This is a genomic window from Acidovorax sp. FJL06, from assembly GCF_003852545.1.
Classification (GTDB): domain Bacteria; phylum Pseudomonadota; class Gammaproteobacteria; order Burkholderiales; family Burkholderiaceae_C; genus Acidovorax.
This window is the reverse complement of sequence record NZ_QAJR01000016.1, coordinates 23,560-46,802: the sequence shown is the minus strand read 5'-3', so window position 1 is coordinate 46,802 and position 23,243 is coordinate 23,560. Positions and strand designations below refer to the sequence as shown.

The 23,243-nt window shown below is 68.0% G+C and carries 21 protein-coding genes; 11 read left to right on the top strand and 10 right to left on the bottom strand.

The genetic code is table 11. From position 1 onward, the window contains the following. Positions 1-34: 34 nt before the first annotated feature. Entirely contained in the window at positions 35-901 is an 867-nt protein-coding gene (locus DBV10_RS10070; RefSeq protein ID WP_124513158.1) for a 3',5'-nucleoside bisphosphate phosphatase, read from the bottom strand. Positions 902-1,409: 508 nt separating this feature from the next. On the opposite strand from DBV10_RS10070, the gene DBV10_RS10065 reads away from it, so the two are divergent. Beyond that, positions 1,410-3,173, top strand: a complete 1,764-nt coding sequence (locus DBV10_RS10065; protein ID WP_124513156.1) for a methyl-accepting chemotaxis protein — start codon at positions 1,410-1,412, stop codon at positions 3,171-3,173. Positions 3,174-3,253: 80 nt separating this feature from the next. Here DBV10_RS10065 and recJ read toward each other — a convergent pair whose 3' ends face one another. Beyond that, positions 3,254-4,978, bottom strand: coding sequence for a single-stranded-DNA-specific exonuclease RecJ (gene recJ / locus DBV10_RS10060; RefSeq protein ID WP_124513155.1), 1,725 nt, complete (start codon positions 4,976-4,978; stop codon positions 3,254-3,256). Further along, positions 4,975-5,934, bottom strand: coding sequence for a phosphoglycerate mutase (locus DBV10_RS10055; RefSeq protein WP_124513153.1), 960 nt, complete (start codon positions 5,932-5,934; stop codon positions 4,975-4,977). Before DBV10_RS10055 ends, recJ begins: the two co-directional genes overlap by 4 nt. 82 nt (positions 5,935-6,016) lie before the next feature. Between DBV10_RS10055 and DBV10_RS10050 the strand changes: the two genes are divergently transcribed. Beyond that, on the top strand, positions 6,017-7,270 hold the full coding sequence (locus DBV10_RS10050; protein ID WP_124513151.1) for a lipoprotein-releasing ABC transporter permease subunit: 1,254 nt from the start codon (positions 6,017-6,019) through the stop codon (positions 7,268-7,270). Continuing rightward, positions 7,263-7,961 carry a lipoprotein-releasing ABC transporter ATP-binding protein LolD gene (lolD, locus tag DBV10_RS10045; protein ID WP_124513149.1) on the top strand — a complete coding sequence of 233 codons (699 nt, stop codon included), beginning with the start codon at positions 7,263-7,265 and terminating at the stop codon, positions 7,959-7,961. Before DBV10_RS10050 ends, lolD begins: the two co-directional genes overlap by 8 nt. Before the next feature lie 60 nt (positions 7,962-8,021). Here lolD and DBV10_RS10040 read toward each other — a convergent pair whose 3' ends face one another. From DBV10_RS10040 to DBV10_RS10020, 5 genes are all read right to left on the bottom strand, one after another. Continuing rightward, complete coding sequence (locus DBV10_RS10040; RefSeq protein ID WP_124513147.1) at positions 8,022-8,273, bottom strand: hypothetical protein; 252 nt, start codon at positions 8,271-8,273, stop codon at positions 8,022-8,024. Between the two features lie 92 nt (positions 8,274-8,365). Then, on the bottom strand, positions 8,366-9,412 hold the full coding sequence (locus DBV10_RS10035) for a VWA domain-containing protein (protein WP_124513146.1): 1,047 nt from the start codon (positions 9,410-9,412) through the stop codon (positions 8,366-8,368). A 15-nt stretch (positions 9,413-9,427) separates the two neighbouring features. Further along, positions 9,428-10,462 carry a DUF58 domain-containing protein gene (locus DBV10_RS10030; RefSeq protein WP_124513144.1) on the bottom strand — a complete coding sequence of 345 codons (1,035 nt, stop codon included), beginning with the start codon at positions 10,460-10,462 and terminating at the stop codon, positions 9,428-9,430. 9 nt (positions 10,463-10,471) lie between these two features. Then, positions 10,472-11,497, bottom strand: a complete 1,026-nt coding sequence (locus DBV10_RS10025; RefSeq protein ID WP_124513142.1) for a MoxR family ATPase — start codon at positions 11,495-11,497, stop codon at positions 10,472-10,474. Between the two features lie 28 nt (positions 11,498-11,525). After that, on the bottom strand, positions 11,526-12,458 hold the full coding sequence (locus DBV10_RS10020) for a S1C family serine protease (protein WP_124513140.1): 933 nt from the start codon (positions 12,456-12,458) through the stop codon (positions 11,526-11,528). Between the two features lie 182 nt (positions 12,459-12,640). Between DBV10_RS10020 and DBV10_RS10015 the strand changes: the two genes are divergently transcribed. The 8 genes from DBV10_RS10015 to DBV10_RS09980 all read left to right on the top strand — a co-directional run bounded on the left by DBV10_RS10015 (position 12,641) and on the right by DBV10_RS09980 (position 21,471). Further along, complete coding sequence (locus DBV10_RS10015; RefSeq protein WP_124513139.1) at positions 12,641-13,486, top strand: TatD family hydrolase; 846 nt, start codon at positions 12,641-12,643, stop codon at positions 13,484-13,486. Between the two features lie 95 nt (positions 13,487-13,581). After that, on the top strand, positions 13,582-14,151 hold the full coding sequence (locus DBV10_RS10010) for a DNA-deoxyinosine glycosylase (RefSeq protein WP_124513136.1): 570 nt from the start codon (positions 13,582-13,584) through the stop codon (positions 14,149-14,151). Positions 14,152-14,160: 9 nt separating this feature from the next. Beyond that, positions 14,161-14,925: a spermidine synthase gene (locus tag DBV10_RS10005; RefSeq protein ID WP_124513134.1), complete on the top strand. Its 765-nt coding sequence runs from the start codon at positions 14,161-14,163 to the stop codon at positions 14,923-14,925. A gap of 12 nt (positions 14,926-14,937) precedes the next feature. Further along, entirely contained in the window at positions 14,938-16,731 is a 1,794-nt protein-coding gene (locus DBV10_RS10000; protein ID WP_124513132.1) for a GspE/PulE family protein, read from the top strand. Between the two features lie 163 nt (positions 16,732-16,894). Continuing rightward, on the top strand, positions 16,895-17,383 hold the full coding sequence (locus DBV10_RS09995; protein WP_124513130.1) for a tripartite tricarboxylate transporter TctB family protein: 489 nt from the start codon (positions 16,895-16,897) through the stop codon (positions 17,381-17,383). A gap of 15 nt (positions 17,384-17,398) precedes the next feature. Then, entirely contained in the window at positions 17,399-18,910 is a 1,512-nt protein-coding gene (locus tag DBV10_RS09990) for a tripartite tricarboxylate transporter permease (RefSeq protein WP_124513128.1), read from the top strand. Between the two features lie 122 nt (positions 18,911-19,032). Beyond that, positions 19,033-20,331, top strand: coding sequence for a DUF3422 family protein (locus DBV10_RS09985; RefSeq protein WP_124513126.1), 1,299 nt, complete (start codon positions 19,033-19,035; stop codon positions 20,329-20,331). A gap of 255 nt (positions 20,332-20,586) precedes the next feature. Then, the gene (locus DBV10_RS09980) at positions 20,587-21,471 is read left to right on the top strand and encodes a DMT family transporter (protein WP_124513124.1); all 885 of its coding nucleotides are present in this window, start codon (positions 20,587-20,589) and stop codon (positions 21,469-21,471) included. A 109-nt stretch (positions 21,472-21,580) separates the two neighbouring features. Here the strand turns inward: DBV10_RS09980 and DBV10_RS09975 are convergent, their stop codons facing one another. Further along, complete coding sequence (locus tag DBV10_RS09975; protein WP_233589876.1) at positions 21,581-22,555, bottom strand: M48 family metallopeptidase; 975 nt, start codon at positions 22,553-22,555, stop codon at positions 21,581-21,583. A gap of 10 nt (positions 22,556-22,565) precedes the next feature. Beyond that, positions 22,566-23,183, bottom strand: a complete 618-nt coding sequence (locus tag DBV10_RS09970; RefSeq protein WP_124513122.1) for an SH3 domain-containing protein — start codon at positions 23,181-23,183, stop codon at positions 22,566-22,568. Positions 23,184-23,243: the final 60 nt, after the last annotated feature.

Sequence of the window (23,243 nt, the reverse complement as noted above, 5' to 3'; positions counted from 1 at the left end):
ACTTGCACTTGTACTTGTACTTGTGCGCGTCTGGTCAGGCGGTGGGCTGAAGGATGCGGTCTGCCAGCAGCTCCCACACGGGCGTGAGCTGGCCCGGCAGCAGTGGCAGCGTGCCCAGGTCGGTGTGGGATTCGTCGGGGCTGTGGAAGTCGCTGCCGCGCGAGGCGGCCAGATCGAACTCCTGGGCCATGGCGGCGTAGGTCACGTATTCGGCGGCGCTGTGGCTGCCGGTCACCACTTCCACGCCGCGCCCGCCATGCTGCTTGAACTCGGAGAACAGCGCGTACTCCTCGTTGGCCGTGAATTTGTAGCGCGCCGGGTGGGCAATCACGGCCATGCCGCCGGCTTCGGTGATCCAGCGCACCGCATCGCCCAGGCTGGCCCAGCGGTGGGGCACATAGCCGGGCTTGCCTTCGATGAGGTACTTGCGGAACACCTCGGAGGTGTCTTTGCACACGCCGGTTTCCACCAGGAAACGCGCGAAATGGGTGCGCGAGATCAGGTCCGGGTTGCCCACGAACTGCAGCGCCCCTTCGTAGGCGCCTGGAATGCCCGCCTGGGCCAGCTGCGCGGCCATGTCCTGGGCGCGCTCGCTGCGCCCGCCGCGCGTGGCGGCCAGGCCCCGGGCCAACTGGGCGTCGTCGGGGTCGAACCCCAGGCCCACGATGTGGACGGTGGTGTTGGCAAAGGTGACCGAAATTTCGGTGCCGGTGAGGTAGGCCATGCCCTGCGCGCGGGCGGCGGCGGCGGCGCGGTGCTGGCCTCTGACTTCGTCATGGTCCGTCAACGCCCACAACTCGACCCCGTTGGCCTTGGCCCGCGCGGCCAGGTCTTCGGGTGTCAGGGTTCCATCGGAGACGACGGAGTGGCAGTGCAGGTCGGCGTTGAGTAGGGTTGTCACCGGGTCATTTTAGGCCTTGTGCCGGCCCGGCGTCTGGCTAGGGCGTGTCATCAATCAGTACTCCCACGCGAAAGCCGGCCAGGCCGCGCAGTGCTAGGCGCCCTGAGCGCCGTGTAGCTCGGCTACGCAAGCGAAGGGCAACGACGCAATGCGCGGCCTGGCTGGCTTTCCCTTCGGGCTGGCCTCGCAATGCGGCGTCTGCTTTGTCGCGTGGCTTGCCCATAGATGACTATGGGCCGCGCCCCGCTTCGCGCATCCATCCGCATTGCGGGGCCAGCGCGTGGGGGTATTGATTGATGGCACGCCCTAGGCCCCGGCCCGTGTTCGCAGACGGTTCGTTCGCGCATTTGGGGGGCTTTCCGGGGCCGGGTTTTTCCCGGTGGGGCACAGGCCCGGCCGCGTGCCGGGCTGGCGTAGGCTATGGCCCTGTCATTGATGTAATCGAGTGTTTCCTGCGAGCGATTGGCAGAACATGAAAACATCACCGGTCCACGAGGAAAAACAAACCATGCAACTCGACAATATCCGCGTCTCCCGCAAGCTCTGGGGCGCATTCCTGGGTCTGATGATCGGCATGCTGCTGCTCTCGGGCTTTGCGCAGAACCGGGCGAACACGTCCATGTCTTCTGCGATTGATGCCGTGGTCGAGATCGAAGCCCGCATTTCGTCGGCCGTGCGCTGGCGCGGTGCCACTGAAACCGCCGTCACCATGGTCATGGGCGGCGCGGTCACCACCGATTCGGTGCTGGCCGAGCAGTACGGCGCCAAGGTCAAGGAGATCATCGGCAACATCAACAAGGTGCAGGAAAGCATCGTGGCCGCCGCCACCGCGCCCGAGGAAAAGGCCGCGCTCGACAAGGTGCTGGAGGCGCGCAAGGCCGTGCTGGCCGCCACCGCCAAGACCTGGGAGCTCAAGGGTGCGGGCGACGCCGTGGCCACCCAGCGTTTTGCGGACGACGAGTTCGCCCCCCTGGTTGCCAAGTACCTCAAGGCGCAGGACGACTTTGTCACCACGCTGGAAAAGCGCCGCGACGCGATCCGGGCCGACGCCACGGCACGCCGGGTCGAATACGCGATCTGGGGTGTGGTCACCTCGCTGGTCCTCATGGCCGTGGGCCTGTTTCTGGCCTGGAAGCTGGTGCACTCCATCACCGTGCCGCTCGGCCAGGCGGTCGAGACCATCGACGCGATTGCCGCCGGCGACCTCACGCAGGAGCTGCAGTCCACCCGCAAGGACGAGTTCGGCCACATGCTGCGCTCGCTGTCGGCCATGTCGGCGCGGCTGCGCACGGTGGTGAGCGAGGTGCGCACAGGGGTGGACTCCGTCTCGTCGGCCTCGATCGAGATTGCCAACGGCAACCACGACCTGTCGGCGCGCACCGAGCAGACGGCCTCGAATCTGGAAGAAACTGCGGCCAGCATGGAACAGCTCACGGCCACCGTGAGCCAGTCGGCCGACACGGCGCGCCAGGCCAACCAGCTCGCCGGCACCGCCGCCCAGGCCGCTGCGCGCGGCGGCGAAGTGGTGGGCCAGGTGGTCACCAGCATGCAGCAGATCACCGACAGCAGCAAAAAGATCAGCGACATCATCGGCACCATCGATGGCATCGCCTTCCAGACCAACATCCTGGCGCTCAATGCGGCCGTGGAAGCCGCCCGGGCCGGTGAACAAGGCCGGGGCTTTGCGGTGGTGGCCAGCGAGGTGCGCAACCTGGCAGGGCGCAGCGCCGAAGCGGCCAAGGAGATCAAGACCCTGATCGGCACCAGCGTGCAGAACGTGGAGTCGGGCTCGGCCCAGGTGGCGCAGGCTGGCCAAAGCATGGAAGAAATCGTCGCCAGCGTGCAGCGCGTGAGCGACCTGATCGGCGAGATCACCGCATCGTCCACCGAGCAGCGCGACGGCATCGCCCAGGTGAACCAGGCTGTCACCCACCTCGATCAGATGACCCAGCAGAACGCAGCGCTGGTGGAGGAATCGACGGCGGCAGCGGCCTCGATGCGTGACCAGGCACAGCGGCTGGCGGAGGTGGTGTCGGTGTTCAACGTGGGTGCGGTGGCCGCGCGGGCCCCAGTGGCCGCGCCCCGGGCGGCGGCACCAGCGCCCCGGCCTGCCGTGACCAAGGCGGCTGCCAGCGCCCCGCGCGTGGCGTCGGCGGCATCCAAGGCACCTGCGCCAGCATCTGCGCGCCTGCCCGCCGCCAAGGCCCCGGCCCCTGCGCCCGCCAGCAAGGCGGCAGCGCAGGGGGGCGATGACGATTGGGAGAGTTTCTGAAGAGAGGGCTGCCTGCGCTTGATCGGTGAGCCTGGTAGGCCGCGGTCGGCGGATCTTTGGCCGACCAGCCGCGCAGCGGGCTAGACCTGCGCCCCTTCCACCAGAAACTGCACCTTGCGCTCGCCCTTCCATTCGTTCACATCGAGGCGAAACGCCAGCAGCACGCGCGCGGGCAGCTGCTCGGTGTGGCCGAACCAGATGGCGTCCATCGGCTGGCCCTGGTGCATGAGCTTGATCGACAGGTGGTTCTTGGCCTCGCCCACCAGGCGCTGGCTCACGATCTGTACTTCTTCGCTGAAGGTGGGCGGCGCAAAGCCCTGGCCCCAGACCTCGCGGTGCAGGGTGTCCACCATGTCGGCACGGCAGTATTCGGGCGCCAGCGGGCCGTCGGTCTCGATGCGGCGGGTGAGTGTGGCCGCGTCCAGCCACTCTTGCGCCACCTGGGCCAGGGCCTGCTCAAACACCTCAAACGCTTCTTCGGCCACCGTGCAGCCCGCCGCCATGGCGTGGCCGCCAAACTTCAGCAACACGCCTGGATGGCGCTTGGCCACCAGGTCGAGCGCGTCGCGCAGGTGAAAGCCGGGGATGGAGCGGCCCGAGCCTTTCAGCTCGTGCTCCTTGCCCGGCGCGCTGCTGGCTGCGAACACAAAGGTGGGGCGGTGCAGTTTGTCCTTGATGCGGCTGGCCACGATGCCCACCACACCTTCGTGGAAGTCGGGGTCGAACACGCTGATGGCCGGGGGCGGCTCTTCGTCTTCCTGGAACAGGCTTTCGGCCATCAGCATGGCCTGCTCGCGCATGCCGCCCTCGATCTCGCGGCGCTCGCGGTTGATGCCGTCGAGCGTGCTGGCCAGCTCGGCGGCGCGGGCTGCGTTGTCGGTCAGCAGGCATTCGATGCCCAGCGTCATGTCGGCCAGGCGCCCGGCGGCGTTGATGCGCGGGCCCAAAGCGAAGCCGAAGTCGAAGGTGGTGGCCACGGGGGCCTTGCGGCCTGCGGCGTGGAACAGTGCGGCGATGCCGGCGGGCATCTGGCCCGTGCGGATGCGTTTGAGGCCCTGCGCCACCAGGCGGCGGTTGTTGGCGTCGAGCTTGACCACGTCGGCCACGGTGCCGAGCGCCACGAGCGTGAGCAGCGGATCGAGCTTGGGCTGGGTGGCCGCGTCAAAAACGCCGCGTGCACGCAGTTCGGCGCGCAGCGCCAGCAGCACGTAGAACATCACGCCCACGCCCGCCATGTTCTTGCTCTCGAAGCTGCAGCCGGGCTGGTTGGGGTTGACGATGGCGTCGGCTGCGGGCAACGCAGGGCCGGGCAGGTGGTGGTCGGTGACGAGCACCGTGAGGCCCAGCGCCTTGGCCTCGGCCACGCCGTCCACGCTGGCGATGCCGTTGTCCACGGTGATGAGCACATCGGCCCCGCGCTCGGCCACGCGGCGGGCGATGGGCGGGGTGAGGCCGTAGCCGTCGGTCACGCGGTCGGGCACGAGGTAGTCCACCTGCTGGGCGCCCAGCAAACGCAGGCCGCGCACGCCCACGGCGCAGGCGGTGGCGCCATCGCAGTCGTAGTCGGCCACGATCATCAGGCGCTGGTTCTTGGCCATGGCGTCGGCCAGCAGGCGCGCGGCGGCGTCAATGCCCTTGAGGCCTTTTTCACCGCTGGGCGGCAGCAGGCGGGCCAGGCCATCGTCCAGCTCGTCGGTGGCCCGCACGCCGCGCGCTGCGTACAGGCGCGCGAGCAGCGGGTGCACGCCGGCCTGCTCCAGCGCCCAGGCAGCGCGGGGAGGAATGTCTCTTGCTATTATTTTCATAGCTTATCGCGCAGGTCTGTAAAGCGCTGGGGCTTGAAAAGGCCTTGAAGTCGCTGGGTGAACGTGCGGGATGCAGAGCGAAAGGCCAGGGTGTTGCGCTCGCCGCACAGGGTGAGCTGCACGCGGGCGCCCGCCTCGGCTTGGCGCAGCAGGTCGGCCACGGGGCCGGCGTCCAGCGCCGCCCAGGCCTGGGCCCAGGCACGCCAGTCCTCGCGCAGCGTGGCATCGCGCAGCGGGGTGGGCATGGCGGGGGTGGCAGAAGGGGCGGGCACCGGCTGGGGCAGCGCACCAGCACCATGCACCCAGAAGGAGTTGACCACCGGCAGTCCGCACGCCGAACGCTCGTCGTTGAATGCGTGGGTGTAGAGCAGCATCTGCATCTCGCTGTGCAGGCGGTGCAGCGTGCGGGCCTGTTTGGTATCGGGCATCCAGGCGCGCACGTCGCGCAGCAGCACACGGTCCAGCGAGGCCGTGGCCAGGCCGGCGAACAGCGGCCCGCTGGCCAGCCAGCGGGTGGGCTGGTCGTAGTGCAGGGTGATGCCATCCTCGGCAAACCAGGGCGAGACGATGGCCAGCAATGCGCGCGATGTGGCTTCGTCCAGGCCCAGCTGCTGCGGGTCGCGCAGCGTGACGTGGTCGGTGCTGACCTGCCACTGGCAGGGCGTGACAAAGGCCCAGGCTTCGCCGTCTGTCGATGGGCCTTGCTGGTGGCGGTGCCAGGCGGCCCAGGGGATGCGGCCGTCTTCCGCCGGCAGGCCCAGGGCGCGTGCCAGCGCACGTTCGTGCGGGGGGCTGAAGCTGGTTTCCTCACCGCCGCTTTCGCTGTGGGCGGGGTGGGGGCTGAGCCGGGCGAGCAGCCGGTCCAGGTGAGGCAGGGCGAGATCCTGCAGGGCTTGCCGGCATCCCTCGGAGGCACTCGCGGCGTAAGGAATGAGCAAATGGGTGGTGTCCGACATCCCCCTATTGTCCGGGATGCCACAATCTGCCCCGGCCCGGGCCCGGCATTCCGCCGGGGCGCAAGGCCTTCCGTCCCAATCCATGAAAATCCCCTACGAACTGGCCCTGGGCTGGCGCTACACGCGCGCCGGCCGTGCCACGCGGCGCAACGGCTTTATCTCGTTCATTTCGGGCGTGTCCATGCTGGGCATTGCGCTCGGGGTGGCGGCGCTCATCATCGTGTTGTCGGTGATGAACGGCTTTCAGAAGGAAGTGCGCGACCGTATGCTCAGCGTGGTCTCGCACATCGAGATCTTCGCGCCCCAGGGCGCTGCGCTGCCCGACCCGGCGCGCACGCTGGCTGAAGCGAAACAAAACCCCAACGTGGTGGGCGCCGCGCCCTTTGTGGCCGCCCAGGCGCTGCTGGCGCGCGGTGAGGACATGAAGGGTGCGCTGGTGCGCGGCATCGACCCGGCGCTCGAAGGCGCGGTGACGGACCTGGCCGCCACCAACGAGAAAACGCTGAACCTGCTGGTGCCCGGCGAATTCCGCGTGGTGCTGGGCGGCGAACTGGCCCGCGCCCTGGGGGTGCGGGTGGGCGACGTGGTCACCCTGATCGCGCCCGCGGGCCAGGTCACCCCGGCGGGCGTGGTGCCCCGCCTCAAGCAGATGACGGTGGCGGGCACCTTCGATTCGGGCCACTACGAATACGACTCGGCGCTGGTGCTGCTGCACCACGAGGACGCGCAGCGCATCTTCCGCCTGGAAGGGCCCACGGGCGTGCGCCTCAAGCTCAAGGACCTGCACCAGGCGCGCGAGGTGGCGCAGCAGCTGGCCGGCAGCCTCAGTGGCATGCTGCTGATCCGCGACTGGACGCAGCAGAACCGCACCTGGTTCGCCGCCGTGCAGCTCGAAAAACGCATGATGTTCATCATCCTCACGCTCATCGTGGCGGTGGCGGCGTTCAACCTGGTGTCCACGCTGGTGATGACGGTGACGGACAAGCGCGCCGACATCGCCATCCTGCGCACGCTGGGCGCCAGCCCGAAAAGCATCATGGGCATCTTCGTGGTGCAGGGCGCCATGGTGGGTGTGATCGGCACCTGTGTGGGCCTGCTGCTGGGCCTGGGGATCGCGTTCAACATCGACGTGATCGTGCCGGCCATCGAGCGCGCGCTGAATGCGAGCTTTTTGCCCAAGGACATCTACCTCATCAGCAAGATGCCCAGCGAGCCGCAAAGCAGCGACATCGTGCCCATCGGGCTTATCTCCCTGGTGCTGGCCTTCGTGGCCACCCTGTACCCCAGCTGGCGCGCCAGCCGTGTAAACCCTGCCGAGGCGCTGCGCTATGAGTGATACCAACAACGCTGTGGTGCTGGAAGCCAAGGGCCTGACCAAGCGCTTCACCGAAGGCCGTCTGGACGTGGCCGTGCTGCAGGGCATTGACCTGCAGGTGCATGCGGGCGAGACCCTGGCCATCGTGGGCGCGTCGGGCTCGGGCAAGAGCACCTTGCTGCACCTGCTGGGCGGGCTGGATGCGCCCACCGCGGGGTCGGTGCGGCTCAAGGGGGCCGAGCTGTCCGCCCTGTCGCCGCAGGCCCAGGGCCAGCTGCGCAACCAGCACCTGGGTTTCATCTACCAGTTCCACCACCTGCTGCCCGAGTTCAGCGCGCTGGACAACGTGGCCATGCCGCTGCGCATCCGCCGCATGCCCTCTGAAGAGGCGCACCACGCGGCCGAGCAGGTGCTGGCGGCCGTGGGCCTGAAGGCCCGCATCCACCACCGCCCCGCCGAGCTGTCGGGCGGCGAGCGCCAGCGCGTGGCCATTGCGCGTGCGCTGGTCACGCGGCCGGCCTGCGTGCTGGCCGATGAGCCCACGGGCAACCTGGACCGGGGCACGGCGGACGGCGTGTTCGCGTTGATGCTTCAGTTGGCACGCGACCACGGCACGGCCTTTGTGATGGTGACGCACGACGAAACGCTGGCCGCGCGCTGCGGCCGCGTGGTGCGGATTGCAGAGGGGAAGCTGCAGGCCCCGTCCGCCTGACCCCGTGAGCGGGTGCACCGGGTGTGTCCCCCGGCGGCCCCCAGCGACAGTGGGGGATTTTCAGATCCCCAGGATCTTCTTGGCCTCGGCCAGGGACTTCATCGAATCGTCGTGCTTGCCGGCCTTGTGCTGGGCCTCGCCGTCGGCGCGCAGCTGCTTGACCTTGGCGGCGTTGTCGGCCGACAGGCCAGGGTTGGTGGCCAGCTTGGCGTCGATGGCCTTCATTTCGTTGGGGCAGTTGTGGGCCAGTGCCGTGCCTGCGGCGGCGGCGAGCAGGGCCGCGAGGGCCGTGGTGCGGATCAGGGAACGCATGGAGATCTCCTTCGTGCGGATGCCAGGGCCGAGGGCGGATGCCGAGGCAGGGGCCCTGTGCCTGCGCTCGGCCGGTCGCTGGGAGGGCGTTGCTACATCACCCGCCCATACCACCACACCGACAGCGCCGCAGCCAGCAGCGCCAGCGCGGCCCCCGCGAGCGCGAACAGGGCGGAAATTTCGGTTTCCCGTTTTTCCACCGTCAGGCGCGAGCTGAGGGCCTGGTAGACCTTCTTGAGGTCGGCCGCCGTGGCGGCATGGAAGTATTCTGCATTGGTGCGCGCAGCCACAGCCTTGAGGGTTTCCTCGTCGAGCCGCACGCGCATGGACCAGCCCTCGAAGCCAATCGTTTCGCCCTGTACCGTGCCCACCCCCACGGTGTAAACGCGCACGCCCCGGTCGGCCGCCCACTTGGCGGCTTCGAGCGGGTCCACGCCCGTGGTGCGCTGGCCGTCGGTCAGCATGATGATGGCGGCCGAGGTGTAGGAGCCGGGCGCGACCGGGGTGAAGGGCTTGGCCGCATCCTGCTTGTTGCCGATTTCATCGAGGGGCTTGGGGCGCATGGCCTGGCGGCCGCCCAGGGCCGCGATGTCGATGCCCGCATCGGGGAAGATCGTGGCCAGCGACAGCATGATGCCGTTGCCCGTGGCCGTGCCGCGCTGCAGCTGGAAGCTGTCGATGGCCTTGACCAGGTCTTCGTGGTTTTGTGTGGGCAGCTGTGCCAGTTGGGCGCTGCCCGCAAAGGCCACGATGCCCACGCGCACATGGCGGGGCAGCTCGGCGATGAAGGCCTTGGCGGCGTTCTGGGCGGCGGTGATGCGGTCGGGCTCCACATCGGCGGCGCGCATGCTGCCCGAGACATCCATGGCCAGCATGATGGTCTGTTCCTGCGAGGGCAGGGTGATCACGGCCAGCGGCCGCGCGGCGGCCAGCAGCAGTGCGATGAGGGCCAGCAGGAAGAGGGCGGGCGGGATGTGCCGGCGCAGGCGCTGGCCGGGGCCCAGGGCCTCGCGCACCAGCGACAGGCTGGAGTAGGCAATCGCCGTCTTCTTGCGCCGGTGCAGCAGCCACCCGTACAGCAGCACCAACAAGGGGGCGAGCAGCAGCAGCCAGAGCAGGGTGGGCCAGAGAAAAACCATGGTGCAGTGTCTCCCTCAGGTGGCGTAGTGGGGTTCGGCAACGGCAGGTGCGGGCCACGCCGCCGCGCGCGGGGCGCGCACGCGGCGCTGGCGCAGGTCCATGAAGCGCAGCAGGGCGTCCACCAGATCGTCGTCGGTGCACAGCTCCAGCGTGTCGGCGCCGGCGCGTGCCAGGCTGTTGCGCAGCGTGGCCTCGCGTTCGGCCGCCAGGCGGGCAAAGCGGCGGCGGAAGGCGGCGTCGTGGGTGTCCACCTGCAGCTGCTCGCCGCTCTCGGCGTCGCGCAGGGTGATGAGGCCGATGTCGGGCAGTTCCAGCTCCAGCGGGTCCAGCAGGCGCACCGCCACCACGTCGTGGCGCCGGGCCAGTTGGGCCAGCGGCTTTTCCCAGCCGGGCGCGCTGATGAAGTCGGACACCACGAACACGGTGGAGCGGCGGCGCAGGTTGGCCAGCGCGGCCTGCAGCAGGCGGTGCAGCTCGGTGGCCGCGCCGCCGCCCTGGGGGGGCGGGGTGCTGGGCGGATGGCCCCCCAGCAGACGATGCACCAGGTGCAGCACATGGGCGCGGCTGCTGCGGGGCGGCAGCACGGCGTCCACCGCGCGCGCGGCCTGGTGGTTGGCGCCGCCATACAGCATGGCGCCCACGCGGTTGCCGTGGCGTGTGAGCAGGCGCGAGAGCACGGCCACAAAGCCGGTGAGGATGTCGCGCTTGGCATGCCCCTCGGGGCCGAAGCCGATGGACGGGCTCAGGTCCAGCAGGAACCAGGCGGTCATCTCGCGGTCTTCGGTGAACACGCGCACATGGGGCTGGGCCAGGCGCGCGGTCACGTTCCAGTCGATGTGGCGCACGTCGTCGTGGGGCTGGTATTCGCGCAGATCGGCCAGATCGAGGCCGCTGCCACGCATCAGCGTGCGGTAGTCGCCCTGCAGCAGGCCGTCGAGCCGGCGGATGACCTTCCATTCCAGCTCGCGCAGCAGGCGGTCGGCCTGGCCCGGCAGGGTTGGCAGCGTATGGACCGTGGCAGAGGGGGTGTCAGGCGACTTTTTGCTCATGATGCAGGCTCAGGCCACTTTTTGCTCGTGGTGCAAGGGCCGCGCAGGCGCCGGAATCTTGGCCATGAGGCGCTGGATGAGTGCGTCGGCATCCAGCCCTTCGGACAGCGCTTCGTACGACAGCGCAATGCGGTGGCGCAGCACGTCGGCGGTCAGGTCGGTCATGTCCTCGGGCAGCACGTAGCTGCGCCCGCGCAGCATGGCCAGGGCCTGGGCGCACTCGGCCAGCGCAATGGTGGCGCGAGGGCTGGCACCGCAGCTGATGTAGCCGGCCAGGTCCTTGAGGCCATGGCGCGTGGGCTCGCGGGTGGCGGCCACCAGCTTCACGGCGTACTGCAGCAGGGAGGGGTCCACATACACCGTGCGGCATTCGGCCTGCAGCGCCGCCAGCTGGGCGGTGGTGGCCACGGGCAGCACCTGCACGGGCACGTCGAGTGCGCGCTGGGCGATCACGAACTCTTCCTCCTCCGTGGGGTAACCCAGCAGCACCTTCATCATGAAGCGGTCCACCTGCGCCTCGGGCAGCGCGTAGGTGCCTTCGGTCTCGATGGGGTTCTGCGTGGCCATCACCAAAAAGGGCTCAGGCACCTTGTGGGTCTCGCCCGCGATCGTGACCTGGCGCTCCTGCATCACCTCCAGCAGCGCGCTCTGCACCTTGGCGGGCGCGCGGTTGATCTCGTCGGCCAGCAGCAGGTGGGTGAACACGGGGCCCAGCGCGGTGCTGAACTCGCCGGTCTTCTGGTTGTACATGCGGGTGCCCACCAGGTCGGCGGGCACCAGGTCGGGCGTGAACTGGATGCGCTTGAAGCTGCCCTGGATGGTGCTGGCCAACGTCTTCACCGTGAGCGTCTTGGCCAGGCCCGGCACCCCCTCGACCAGCAGGTGGCCCTGGGCGAGCATGGCCACCATCACGCGTTCCAGAAAGCGGTCCTGGCCCACCACCACGCGCTTGACTTCGTAGAGCACCTGCTCCATCAGGGTGGCCGTGGCCGTGGGGGTGTTGGTTGCTGCGGAGATCGACGGGGAGGTTTCCATGGTGCTCCTTGGTGGATCGGATGGAGGATCAGAAGGGCGGCATGCCCACGGCCGAGGCCGCGTTCTCGATGGGTACGGCAAAACCTATGCCGATGAAGGTGCGTGCCGGCGTCGGGTTGAGGATGGCGGTGACGATGCCCACCACTTCGCCATCCAGCGTGACCAGTGGCCCGCCCGAGTTGCCCGGGTTGGCGGCCGCGTCGAACTGGATCAGGTTGCTGAGCTGGCGTTTGCCCTCGGGCGAGGTGAATTCGCGCTCCAGGCCCGAGACCACGCCCGCCGATGCCGAGGGGCCGATGCCGAAGGGAAAGCCCACGGCCACCACGTGGTCGCCCGGGCGCAGGTTCTGGGTGGAGCGCAACGTGGCGGCCTCCAGGTCGTCGGGCACCTTGTGGGCTTGCAGCACGGCCAGGTCGTTCTCGGGCTGGGCGCCGGTGAGGCTGGCGGTGGTTTCCAGCCCATCGTGGAAGGTGATGCCGATGCGCTCGGCGCCCGCCACCACATGCAGGTTGGTCAGGATGACGCCCTTGTCCACGATCACCACGCCCGTGCCGATGCCGCGCTCGATCTCTTCCTTGCCGTTCTTGCTGCGGCTGTAGCCCACCACGCGCACCACGGACGGCGCAATGCTCTCCACTGCGCGTGCCGCCGCCGAGGGTGGGGTGGTGGTCTCCAGCGTGCGCAGCACGGCGGCGTCGATGTCTTCCTGGGTGATCCTGCGGGCAGCGGGATTGCGCTGCTGCCAGGCGCTGGCCGCCAGCAGGGCTGCCAACAGCAGCACAAGGGCCCACAAGGCCAGCAGCTGGCGCCTGATGGCCGGCGGGTGTGTTGCAGGGGCGGTGGCGGCGGCCGCATCGCCGGGGGGCGGGGCGGTGGGCACGGGCGCTTCGGGGGCGGCCACCGAAGCGGGCGCACGGCTGCGGGCGGGGCGGGAGCTGCTGTAGAGGGCGGGCCGGGGCATCCTGTCACCTTTGCTCTGGGAACCCATGGACGGTTGCACGGGGGCGCTGGAGGACCGTCCGCAGGCTCTTTCACGCCAGGGGCTGGCGCACGCAAATGACGGTAGCACGGTTTGCCTGCAAATGCACACGCGGGGCTACCGTGCGTGGCCCCGGGGCATGCCCCATGGGGCATCATCCGCACATGACCGTCTGGATCGACACCCACTGCCACCTCGACGCCCCCGAGTTCGATGCCGACCGCCGCGCGGTGCGCAGCGAGGCGGCAGCGCAGGGCGTGGGCCATTGCGTGATCCCGGCCGTGGAGCGCAGCAACTGGGACACCGTGCGCCTGCTGGCGCACCAGCATGGCGACAGCTATGCACTGGGGATTCACCCGCTCTACACCGGGCGCGCGGGCGACGGGGATGTGGCGCTTTTGGAACACATGCTGGTGCAGCACCATGCGGACCCGCGCTTGGTAGCCATCGGCGAGATCGGCCTGGACTACTTCGTGCCGGGGCTGGACCCTGTGCGGCAGGAGCGGTTCTACCGGGCCCAGCTGCAGCTGGCCCGCCGGTTCGATCTGCCGGTGATCCTGCATGTGCGCCGCTCGGCCGACAAGCTGCTCAAGGGCCTGCGCGACCTGCCGGTGCGTGGCGGCATTGCGCATGCCTTCAATGGCAGCCTGCAGCAGGCGCAGGCCTTCATCGGCCTGGGTTTCAAGCTCGGTTTTGGCGGCGCGATGACCTACGACCGCGCCCTGCAGCTACGCCGCCTGGCCGCCGAGCTGCCCGAGGACGCACTGGTCCTGGAAACCGATGCCCCCGACATCCCGCCCCACTGGCTCTACACCCCGGCCGCGCAGCGCGCCGAAGGCCTGGCCCAGGGGCGCAATGCGCCGGCCGAGTTGCCACGCATCGCCGGGGTGCTGGCGCAACTGCGCGGGCAGACCCTGGCGGCGCTTGCGCAAGCCACCACCGCCAATGCCTGCGCGGCGCTGCCCCGGCTGGCGGCATTGCTGGCCTGTCTAACCCGAATTGAGGAGTAATTTTGGAGGTTTGAGCAGCGTGGCAAACGGTTGACAGCTATCTTTTTTTGCAGGTAGGCAAAAGCGCTCGCGCGGTTTCGGTCCAGAATCGGTCCATGCCCGACCTCTGTGCCCTTGGCTCCACGCCCGCCCCTGCTGCCGTTCGGTGGCAAGGGCTGCCGCCCGTGGCCTCCGAGGGGACGGTGGTGCTGGTGCTGGGCAGTTTCCCGGGCGCGGCCTCCTTGCGGGCGCAGCAGTACTATGCCCATCCACAAAACCATTTCTGGAAGATTCTGCAGACGCTCTGGCCGCAGTACCCACTGCCCGCTGCCGGACCCGAACACTATGCGCAGCGCTGCGATTGGCTGCTGGCGCGCGGGCTGGGGCTGTGGGATGTCTACGAGAGCTGCGAACGGGAAGGCAGCCTGGACACCAGCATCCGCAACGCCCGGGTCAACGACTTTGCCCGTTTGCGCGGGCGCTGCCCCCGGCTGGCGGCCGTGGCCCACAACGGGGCCGAGAGCTTTCGGCACGCCCCGGCGGTGCTGGCCAGCCTGGGGCCGCAGCACGGGCCGCAGATCGCGGCCGTGCGGCTGCCATCGACCAGCCCGGCCAACGCCTCCTGGAGTTTTGACCGTAAATTGGCGGCTTGGGCCGCGCTGCTGTCGGCCCACCACCTGCTTTGAACGCTTTGAATGACCCGCAAAAAAGAAAAACCGCAAGAGCTGCCCGAAGTCAGCGTGTCTGATGACGGCGAAGTGCGCCACCTGCACCTGGGCACCCCCTGGATCCAGGGCTCCATGCGCATTGCCGATCCGTTCGAGCTGGAGCTGGAATATGTGCAGCGCATGATGGCTTGGCTGCTGTTTGCCGACCTCGCGCAGGTGTCCAAGGGCCATGCCATGCAACTGGGCCTGGGGGCGGGGGCCATCACCAAGTTCTGCCACAAGAAGCTGCGCATCTGCACCACGGCGATCGAACTGAACCCCCAGGTGCTGGCGGTATGCCGCCAGTGGTTCAAGCTGCCGCCCGACGGCCCCAAGCTGCGGGTGGTGCTGGCCGATGCCGCCCAGGAGATCCAAAACCCCATGTGGCAAGGCACCGTGGATGCGCTGGCCGTGGACCTGTACGACCATGAGGCGGCGGCGCCGGTGCTGGACAGCCCCGATTTCTACGCCGATTGCCGTGCGCTGCTGACCGACACCGGCAGCATGACTGTGAACCTGTTCGGGCGGGCATCGAGCTTTGACCGCAGCCTCAAAAGCATGGCGCAGGCCTTTGGCGACGAAGCGCTGTGGTCGTTCAAGCCCACGCGCGAGGGCAATACGGTGGTGCTGGCGCAGCGCACCCCGTCACGGCCCAAGCGTGCGGAACTGGCCGAGCGGGCCGAGGCCATCCAGGCGCGCTGGGACCTGCCCACCGCCAAATGGCTGCGAGCGTTCAAGCCGGTGAAGCCCTGAAAGGTTGCGAATATGACAGCTTCCGTGGATGTCCCTGGCCGCCTGAAGGCCGCCCCCCACATCGGCCCGGTGGACTGGCGCCGCATGGTGCAGTGGCTCAGTGATGACCATGTCATCTCGCGCGAGGAGGCGCAGCGCACCATCGCCCGCTGCTCGCAGGCCGAAAGCTCCCAGCATGCGCTGGTGCGGCTGGCCAGCGTGGCCATGGCGCGCGCCAGCGACGGCAAGCCGCTCGACATCGAGGCGCTGTCCGAATACCTGGCCACGCGGGCCGGGCTGGCCTATTTGCGCATCGACCCGCTCAAGGTGGACGTGGGCCGCGTGGCCGACAGCATGAGCGCCACCTACGCCGAGCGCCACAAGGTGCTGCCAGTGCAGGTCACGGCCAAGGAGGTGGTGGTGGCCACGGCCGAGCCCTTCATCGACGACTGGGTGGCCGAGGTGGAGCGCCAGTCGCGCCGCACGGTGCGCCGCGTGGTGGCCAACCCGCAGGACATCCACCGCTTCACCGCCGAATTCTTCGCGCTCGCCAAGTCGGTGCGTGCGGCGCAAAAGGCGGGGGGCAATTCGGGCGGCAACAGCTTTGAGCAGTTGGTGGAACTGGGCAAGAGCAACAAGCAGCTCGATGCCAACGACCAGGGCGTGGTCAAGGTGGTGGACTGGCTGTGGCAGTACGCGTTTGACCAGCGCGCGAGCGACATCCACCTGGAGCCGCGCCGCGAGCAGGGCGTGATCCGTTTTCGCATCGACGGTGTGCTGCACCCGGTCTACCAGATGCCCATGGGCGTGCACAACGCCATGGTCTCGCGCATCAAGCTGCTGGGCCGCATCGACGTGGTGGAAAAGCGCCGGCCGCAGGACGGCCGCATCAAGACGCGCAACCAGCGGGGCGACGAGGTGGAAATGCGCCTGTCCACCCTGCCCACCGCGTTTGGTGAAAAGATGGTGATGCGGATCTTTGACCCGGACAACGCGGTCAAGGACCTCGATGCCCTGGGGTTTGCACAGCACGATGCGCAGCGCTGGGAAGCGCTGGTCAAGCGCCCGCACGGCATCATCCTGGTGACCGGGCCCACGGGCTCGGGCAAGACCACCACGCTGTACTCCACCCTGAAGCGCGTGGCGACCGAAGAGGTCAATGTGAGCACGGTGGAAGACCCGATCGAAATGATCGAGCCCAGCTTCAACCAGACCCAGGTGCAGCCGCAGCTCGACTTCAACTTCGCCGAAGGCCTACGCGCGCTGATGCGCCAGGACCCGGACATCATCATGGTGGGCGAAATCCGCGACCTGGAGACTGCCGAGATGGCCATCCAGGCCGCGCTCACGGGGCATCTGGTGTTTTCGACCCTGCACACCAACGATGCCCCGAGCGCCATCACCCGCATGATGGAGCTGGGCGTCCCTTCCTACCTCATCAACGCCACCTTGCTTGGCGTGCTGGCCCAGCGGCTGGTGCGCACGCTGTGCAAGCAGTGCAAGCAGGCCGACGAGGCGGCTCCCCGCGAGGCCTTGGCCGACATCGTCAAGCCCTGGAAGATCAACGGCGCCTACCAGCCCTACAAGCCCGTGGGCTGCGTGGACTGCCGCATGGGCGGCTTTCGCGGCCGCATGGGGTTGTATGAACTGCTCACCGTGAGCGAGGCGCTCAAGGACAAGATCACCCAGGCCCCTTCCATCGACACGCTGCGCCGCCAGGCCGTGCAGGACGGCATGCGCCCCCTGCGCCTGGCGGGCGCGCTGCGGGTGGCCGAGGGCCTGACCACCCTGGACGAGGTGATTGCGGCCACACCGCCGCTGGAGTAACCGGGGGTGGGCCCCATGGTCCACCGCCATCAAGTCTCTTTGGCTGCTGAACCGCCCGAAGGCGGGCGACCAGGCGTTACCGGATGTAGGTGGAATCCACATCCGCACGCACGCCGGTTGACCCCACAATCGCGCAGTCGAGATCCCGTCAAGGAGACAATTCGTGAAAATCAAGAGTCAAAAAGACTTTTTTTCCGGCCTCATGTTCATGGGCGTCGGAGTGGCGTTTGCGTGGGGTGCAACCACGTACAACGTGGGTAACGGTGCCCGCATGGGCCCGGGCTACTTTCCCCTGTTGCTGGGTGTCTTGCTCGCCATCATTGGCAGCGTGATCACCTTCAAGGCAGTCACGGTGGAAACCCAGGATGGCGACAAGGTGGGCGCGTGGGCCTGGAAGCCCCTGTTCTACATCCTCGCCGCCAACTTCGCCTTCGGCATTTTGCTGGGCGGCCTGCCGAGCGTGGGCATTCCGGCGATGGGCCTCATCGTTGGCATCTACGCACTGACCTTCATCTCCAGCCTGGCTGGCAATGAGTTCAATGCCAAGGCCGTGTTCGTTCTCGCCACGGTGCTTGCTATTGGTAGTTATGTGGCATTCGTCTGGGCGCTCAAGCTGCAGTTCCCTGTGTGGCCGAGTTTCATCACGGGTTAAGCAGGAGCACTGATCATGGATCTATTTAACAATCTTGCGCTTGGTTTTGGCGTGGCCTTCACGTTCCAGAACCTGATTTACTGCTTTGTGGGCTGTTTGCTGGGGACGCTGATCGGCGTGCTGCCAGGTATCGGCCCTGTGGCGACCATCGCCATGCTGTTGCCCGCCACTTATGCGCTGCCCCCCGTGGCTGCGCTGATCATGCTGGCCGGTATTTACTACGGCGCCCAGTACGGTGGCTCCACCACCGCCATTCTGGTGAACCTGCCGGGCGAGTCGTCGTCGGTGGTGACCGTGATCGACGGCTACCAGATGGCGCGCAAGGGCCGGGCGGGGCCCGCGCTTGCGGCGGCCGGCCTGGGGTCGTTCTTCGCGGGTTGCGTGGGTACGCTGATCCTGGCGGCCTTTGCGCCTCCGCTGACCGAAGTAGCCTTCAAGTTCGGCCCGGCCGAGTACTTCTCGCTCATGATCCTGGGCCTGATCGGCGCCGTGGTGCTGGCTTCGGGTTCGCTGCTCAAGGCCGTGGCCATGATCGTGCTGGGCCTGTTGATGGGCCTCGTGGGCACCGACGTGAACTCGGGCGTGGCCCGTTTCAGCTTCGACATCCCTGAGTTGACCGACGGCATCGGCTTCGTGACCATCGCCATGGGCGTGTTCGGCTACGGTGAAATCATTGCCAACCTCTCGCGCCCTGACGATGAGCGTGAGGTGTTCACTGCCAAGGTGGAAGGCCTGTTCCCCACCAAGGACGACTTCAAGCGCATGATTCCTGCGGTGCTGCGCGGTACGGCGTTGGGCTCTGCACTGGGCATCTTGCCGGGTGGCGGTGCGCTGTTGGCTGCGTTTGCTGCTTACACGCTGGAAAAGAAGACCAAGCTGCAACCTGGTGAAGTGCCTTTCGGCCAGGGCAACATCCGTGGCGTGGCCTCTCCGGAAGCCGCCAACAATGCGGGCGCACAGACCTCGTTCATCCCGCTGCTGACGCTGGGTATTCCCCCCAACGCCGTGATGGCACTGATGGTGGGTGCGATGACCATCCACAACATCCAGCCTGGCCCCCAGGTGATGACGAGCAACCCCGAGCTGTTCTGGGGCCTGATCGCCTCGATGTGGATCGGCAATGCGATGCTGATCATCCTGAACCTGCCGCTGATCGGTATCTGGATCAAGCTGCTCACCGTGCCTTACCGCTGGCTGTACCCTTCCATCGTGCTGTTCTGCGCGGTGGGTGTGTACTCGACCAACAACAACACCTTCGATATCTGGATGGTGGGCGCGTTTGGTTTGATTGGCTACATCTTCTACAAGCTGGGTACCGAGCCTGCACCGCTGCTGCTGGGCTTCATCCTGGGCCCGATGATGGAAGAAAACCTGCGCCGCGCGCTGCTGCTGTCCCGTGGTGACTGGAGCGTGTTCGTCACGCGTCCGCTGTCGGCCGGCCTGCTGGCTGCTGCGGCCCTGCTGCTCGTCATCGTGCTGCTGCCTGCGGTGAAGAACAAGCGCGAAGAAGCCTTCGTGGAAGACTGATCGCCTTCGGGGCTGTCTCTTTCCCGCCCTGCACAACGGCACCTTCGGGTGCCGTTGTTTTTTGGGCAGTGGCGTCTGCTGCCGGCCGCCGTTGCCGGTACACAATCAGGGCAGAGGTCCGCATGTCCACTCCATTCCATCCAGCGCAGCACCCCCACCGGGCCATGCTGCACAACGAAATCCACGCCCGCCCGCCCGAGGCGATGAACGCCCCCCTGGCCATTGCACATATCGTGATGCTGGCCGATGCCGCCGGGCGCGAGGCGAGCCGGGCCCATGTGGCTGCGCTCCTGCGGGACCACCACATGGCCCTGCCCGATGCCCACACCACCCACCTGCGGATGGACCTGGGCGCCTTTCGCATGCGCTGGGAGCTGCACACCGAGTTCGTGACCTGGACCTTCATGGTGCCAGCCCCCGTGGAGGCCTTTGGCGAACGCGAGCCCGCCAGTGCCGTGGATGCCGTGCCCCGCGACTGGCTGGCGGCCCTGCCGGGGCAGTGCCTGTGCAGCTTGAACCTGTGGGTGCTGCCCACGCACACCTTTGGCTCGGGCTCGCTGGTCAAGCATGTGCTGCACGAAGACACGCTGGTGGCATCCACGGTGGCCGATGGCCACGGCGAGGTCTACACCGACTTTGCGATCCATGCCGATGGCTTTTCGCGCATGGTGCTGCTGGCGGGGGGCATGACGCCGCGCCGCCTGGGGCGCCTGGTGCAGCGCCTGCTGGAAATCGAAACCTACCGCATGGCTGCGCTGCTCGGTCTGCCTGCCGCCCGCGAGGCGGCCAGCGAACTGGCCTTTGCCGAACGCGAGCTGGCCGAGTTGGCCAACGCGATCCGCACGGTCAACCGCGACGATGAACCGGCCCTGCTGGACCGCCTGACCCGGCTGGCCGGGCAGGTGGAGAGCCAGCATGCGGCCTCGCATTCGCGGTTCTCGGCCAGCAGCGCCTATTTCGAGCTGCTGGACAAGCGCATCGAGGACATTGCCGAATCGCGCCTGGCGGGCATGCAGACCATCCGCGAGTTCATGGACCGGCGCCTGAGCCCCGCGCGCAGCACCTGCGAGTGGGCCACCCGCCGCCAGGACGCGCTGTCGCAGCGCGTCTCCCGCATGAGCAACCTGCTGCGCACGCGTGTGGAGATCGAGCAGCAGCAAAGCAGCCAGGCGCTGCTGACCACCATGAACCACCGGCAGGACCTGCAGCTCAAGATGCAGTCCACCGTGGAAGGCCTGTCCGTGGCGGCGATCACCTACTACATCGTGGGCCTGGTGAGCTACCTGGCCAAGGGGGCGCAGAAGCTGGGCTGGCCCCTGTCGCCCGAGACCACAGCGGCGATTGCGATCCCGGTGGTGGCCGTGGGGGTGTGGTGGTCGCTGCGGCGCTTGCACCACAAGGTGTTCCACAAGCACGGCTGAGGCGGCTTCCGCGCAGGGGCGCCGAGGCGGGGCGGGTGTTGGGCTGTCCCTGCCATCGTTGATCAAGGGGGCTCCCGCGTGCAGCCTCGATGGCACGGGTGGAGATGCCGTGCCACACTCGTTGGCTTTCGGGCGGTGCGTGCACGGCGTGCCCCGCCAGTGCATGTTTTGACCAGGAAAATCCGAGGCCCCGTGTCTTCCGTCCCACCCCCATCCGCGCAAGCTTTCCACCCGGCACCCACGGCCAGGACGCACATGGCGTCCGGCCTTCTGCTGGCGCTGTGCGGCTCCATCGCATTCAGCGGCAAGGCCATCATCGTCAAGCTGGCGTACCGCCACGGTGTGGATGCGGTCACGCTCATCATGTACCGCATGCTGTTTGCCCTGCCCATCTTTGCCGTAATGGCCTGGTGGGCGAGCCGTGGCAAGCCGCCGCTCACGCGCAAGGACTGGCTGGGCGTGCTGGGCCTGGGGGTCACGGGCTACTACCTGGCCAGCTTTCTGGACTTTGCCGGGCTGGCCTACATCAGCGCCAGCCTGGAGCGGCTCATCCTGTACCTCAACCCCACGCTGGTCGTGCTGCTGGGCTGGCTGCTGTATGGGCGGGGCATCCGCTGGGCACAGGCTGCGGGCATGCTGGTCAGCTACTGCGGCGTGGTGCTGGTGTTTGGCCACGAGGCCAACCTGCAGGGCACCAACGTGGCCTGGGGGGCGCTGCTGGTGTTCCTGAGCGCCGTGAGCTACGCCATCTACCTGGTCTACAGCGGCGAAATGGTGCAACGCCTGGGGGCCTTGCGACTGGTGGGGCTGGCGACGACGGTGGCCTGCCTGTGTTGCCTGGCGCAGTTTGCAGTGCTGCGGCCCCTGGCGGCGGCCGTGGTGGCACCCGAGGTGATCTGGCTCTCCGTTCTGAACGCCACCTTGTGCACGGCCGCGCCGGTGGTGATGGTGATGATGGCCATCGAGCGCATTGGTGCGGGCATGGCCGCCCAGGCCGGCATGGTGGGCCCGCTGTCCACCATCCTCATGGGGGTGTGGATCCTGGGCGAGCCCTTCACCGTCTGGGTGGCGGCGGGCACGGCGCTGGTGGTGGCTGGGATTTTTGTGTTTACCCGCGCGGTGCGGCGCCAGTCAGTCTGAGAACCTTTGGGCCGGTTCTCTGGAAAAGCCACTCGGGCCGATGGGCCCGCCGAAGCCGGGGCGCTCCCGTGCCAGAAAACTGCGGCAGGCCTTGCCCGCGCAGCGGACTTCAGCCCGCCTTTTTGGCCGGCGCGGGCCGGGCCGCAGGTGCGGGCGGAGCGCTGTTGCCGCCCCCCAGGCGCTGCGCGATGGTGGCCCGCGATCCACCCAGGCCGTCCAGCTGCCGGCCCATGGACTGCTCCAGGTAGTCCAGGCGTGCCTGGGCGGCGGGGTGGGTGGACATGGTGAGCGTGAACATCGGGTTGTCTGGCGTGACGGTGCGCAACTGCTGCAGCACCGACACCAGGCCATAGGGGTCGAAGCCGGCCTTGGCCGCCATCGCCACACCGCTGCGATCGGCTTCGAACTCGTCGGACTGGCTCAGCCCTTTGGTGTAGACCGTGCGGAACAGCGACAGCAATTGGTCTTTGACCAGCTGGCCGGCCATGTTGCTCGTGCGGATTTGCGAGGCCAGCAACTGTGTGCCGACGCCCGCCATCGCGCTTTGCCGGATGGCCTGCAGGTGGTGCTTGGAGGTCACATGCGTGATCTCGTGCGCCAGGATGCCCGCCAGTTCGGATTCGTCGGCGCAGCGGTCGATCAGGCCCTTGGTCACAAACACATAGCCGCCGGGCGCGGCGAAGGCGTTGTAGCCGGGGTCGTCGAGCACCACGAACGTCCAGGGCAGTCCGGGGCGGGGCGACTGCAGGCTGATCCAGCGGCCCAGGCGGTTCACGTAGCGTTGGAGCGCCATGTCCGGGTGGGCGGGCTTGGCGCCCAACAGCAGGGCGGCCAACTGGCGGCCGATCTCGATCTCCTTGGCCTCGTCGATGTTCTCCATCGACTGGGTCAGCAGGCTGATCAGGTCGTCACCCTGCGCTGCCGGGGCGGGCTTGCCGCCCGTGATGGCCGAGCCCAGGCCTCCGCCCAGCGAGTTCAGGATGTTCATGACGTTCTGGCTGTGGGCCGCCAGAGGGGCTGCAGCCAGTGCCGCGAACAGGGTGGCCACGCCCGCGCAGCGCTTCCAGCCGGAATTCCGATGCATGGTCATCTCCTCAGTTGGGGCTGTAGTTGGGGTCGGAGGGGTTGCCAGAGCTGCCGCCGGAGCGGTTGCCTGCGCCGCCCGAGGGCAGGGCAGGCTGGGCCATGGCGGGCACGTCGCGGGCATGCAGCGATGCAGACTGGGCGAACTGGCGTGCCTGGTCGGCGTTCACGCGCAGGCCTTCGGCCTGGCCCACGGCCGCCGGGTTGGGCTGTGCCTTGGCAATGTCTTCAGCGCCCAGGCCGCGAATGCCCACGGTGGAGGTCGCCGTGGTGGTGGCGCCGCTGTTGCCGCCGAACAGGCCACCGACTCCCCGCAGGCCGCTGGTGGCTGAGTTGTTGCTGGCATTGGCCGAGCCCGTTTGAGGCCCCAGGTCGAACATATGCACCCAGCCTGTCGCACCTTGCTGCGTGCTCACCCTGGCCCACGCACCTTTGCGCTCATTGCTGCGGGTGACGACCGAGTTGGCCTCCAGCGGCGCTACGCTGGCGCCGGTATCCGAAGGCGCGTCGCGCAATTGGGTAGCGCGCTTGATCACTGCGGATTCCTGCGCGTGGGCGCTGACGACCGGAGCGGCCCATGCGGCGAAGGCCAACCAGACGGCCAGGGCTCCTCGGTGCTGCCAGTTCATCTCTTTGACTCTCCATTTATGATGATTTGCCGAGCTGCGAACTGCAGCGGTAGAGAAGAG

Coding starts and splice junctions, on each gene's coding strand:
- DBV10_RS10065 (WP_124513156.1), top strand. CDS start 1,410: ATGCAACTCGACAATATCCGCGTCTCCCGCAAGCTCTGGGGCGCATTC.
- recJ (WP_124513155.1), bottom strand. CDS start 4,978: ATGAAAATAATAGCAAGAGACATTCCTCCCCGCGCTGCCTGGGCGCTG.
- DBV10_RS10055 (WP_124513153.1), bottom strand. CDS start 5,934: ATGTCGGACACCACCCATTTGCTCATTCCTTACGCCGCGAGTGCCTCC.
- DBV10_RS10050 (WP_124513151.1), top strand. CDS start 6,017: ATGAAAATCCCCTACGAACTGGCCCTGGGCTGGCGCTACACGCGCGCC.
- lolD (WP_124513149.1), top strand. CDS start 7,263: ATGAGTGATACCAACAACGCTGTGGTGCTGGAAGCCAAGGGCCTGACC.
- DBV10_RS10040 (WP_124513147.1), bottom strand. CDS start 8,273: ATGCGTTCCCTGATCCGCACCACGGCCCTCGCGGCCCTGCTCGCCGCC.
- DBV10_RS10035 (WP_124513146.1), bottom strand. CDS start 9,412: ATGGTTTTTCTCTGGCCCACCCTGCTCTGGCTGCTGCTGCTCGCCCCC.
- DBV10_RS10030 (WP_124513144.1), bottom strand. CDS start 10,462: ATGAGCAAAAAGTCGCCTGACACCCCCTCTGCCACGGTCCATACGCTG.
- DBV10_RS10025 (WP_124513142.1), bottom strand. CDS start 11,497: ATGGAAACCTCCCCGTCGATCTCCGCAGCAACCAACACCCCCACGGCC.
- DBV10_RS10020 (WP_124513140.1), bottom strand. CDS start 12,458: ATGCCCCGGCCCGCCCTCTACAGCAGCTCCCGCCCCGCCCGCAGCCGT.
- DBV10_RS10015 (WP_124513139.1), top strand. CDS start 12,641: ATGACCGTCTGGATCGACACCCACTGCCACCTCGACGCCCCCGAGTTC.
- DBV10_RS10010 (WP_124513136.1), top strand. CDS start 13,582: ATGCCCGACCTCTGTGCCCTTGGCTCCACGCCCGCCCCTGCTGCCGTT.
- DBV10_RS10005 (WP_124513134.1), top strand. CDS start 14,161: ATGACCCGCAAAAAAGAAAAACCGCAAGAGCTGCCCGAAGTCAGCGTG.
- DBV10_RS10000 (WP_124513132.1), top strand. CDS start 14,938: ATGACAGCTTCCGTGGATGTCCCTGGCCGCCTGAAGGCCGCCCCCCAC.
- DBV10_RS09990 (WP_124513128.1), top strand. CDS start 17,399: ATGGATCTATTTAACAATCTTGCGCTTGGTTTTGGCGTGGCCTTCACG.
- DBV10_RS09985 (WP_124513126.1), top strand. CDS start 19,033: ATGTCCACTCCATTCCATCCAGCGCAGCACCCCCACCGGGCCATGCTG.
- DBV10_RS09980 (WP_124513124.1), top strand. CDS start 20,587: ATGGCGTCCGGCCTTCTGCTGGCGCTGTGCGGCTCCATCGCATTCAGC.
- DBV10_RS09975 (WP_233589876.1), bottom strand. CDS start 22,555: ATGCATCGGAATTCCGGCTGGAAGCGCTGCGCGGGCGTGGCCACCCTG.
- DBV10_RS09970 (WP_124513122.1), bottom strand. CDS start 23,183: ATGAACTGGCAGCACCGAGGAGCCCTGGCCGTCTGGTTGGCCTTCGCC.